Genomic DNA, 576 nt, shown 5'->3' on the forward strand with positions numbered 1-576 from the left:
CTCAGGTTTTTTTGTTCGTCCAAGCCGGCGGCAAAGCGAACCATTTGTTTGAACGAGTCGATGACTTTCAGCTGGCCGTTGTTGTTTTCACAAATTTGCAAGCGGAAACTGTTGGAACCCAAGTCGACGGAGGCTAAAACGTTGGCGGGAGTGGTGGTCATAAAAAATACCGGTTGATTAGAAAAACCTAAATGTTACTTGAGGCGGTATTACTTGACAATAAAAGGTATACAGCTCTTTGATTCTGCTCATAGATGTATTTTATAATGCTGATTTTAAGCCAATATATCAAAGGCCGTCTGAACTTTTCAGACGGCCTAAAAAGAGAAAACACATGAAATCGGAAAACCAAGATTCCTTATTTTTATCGCGCCGCCGCCTGTTGCAAGTCGGCGGAGCCATGCTTTTGACGCCTGCGACCGCATGGGCGGGGGCGCAACGTGAAGAAACGCTGGCCGATGATGTGGCTTCCGTGATGCGCAGTTCGATTAATAGCGCCAGCCCTGCGCGGCTGGTGTTTGCCGATTCGAGGGAAGGGGAGCGTTGGTTGGCGGCGATGTCTTCCCGATTGGCACG

General features: G+C 48.8%; 2 pseudogenes. One reads left to right on the forward strand and one right to left on the reverse strand.

The features are described 5' to 3' along the window. Positions 1-161 (reverse strand): annotated as a pseudogene (locus ACTHSP_RS21365) (exopolyphosphatase); the annotation flags it as partial. 173 nt (positions 162-334) lie between these two features. Here ACTHSP_RS21365 and ACTHSP_RS21370 point away from each other — a divergent pair. Continuing rightward, a pseudogene (locus tag ACTHSP_RS21370) lies at positions 335-576 on the forward strand (lytic transglycosylase domain-containing protein); the annotation flags it as partial.

It is taken from the genome of Neisseria sp. P0001.S005 (assembly GCF_051963715.1).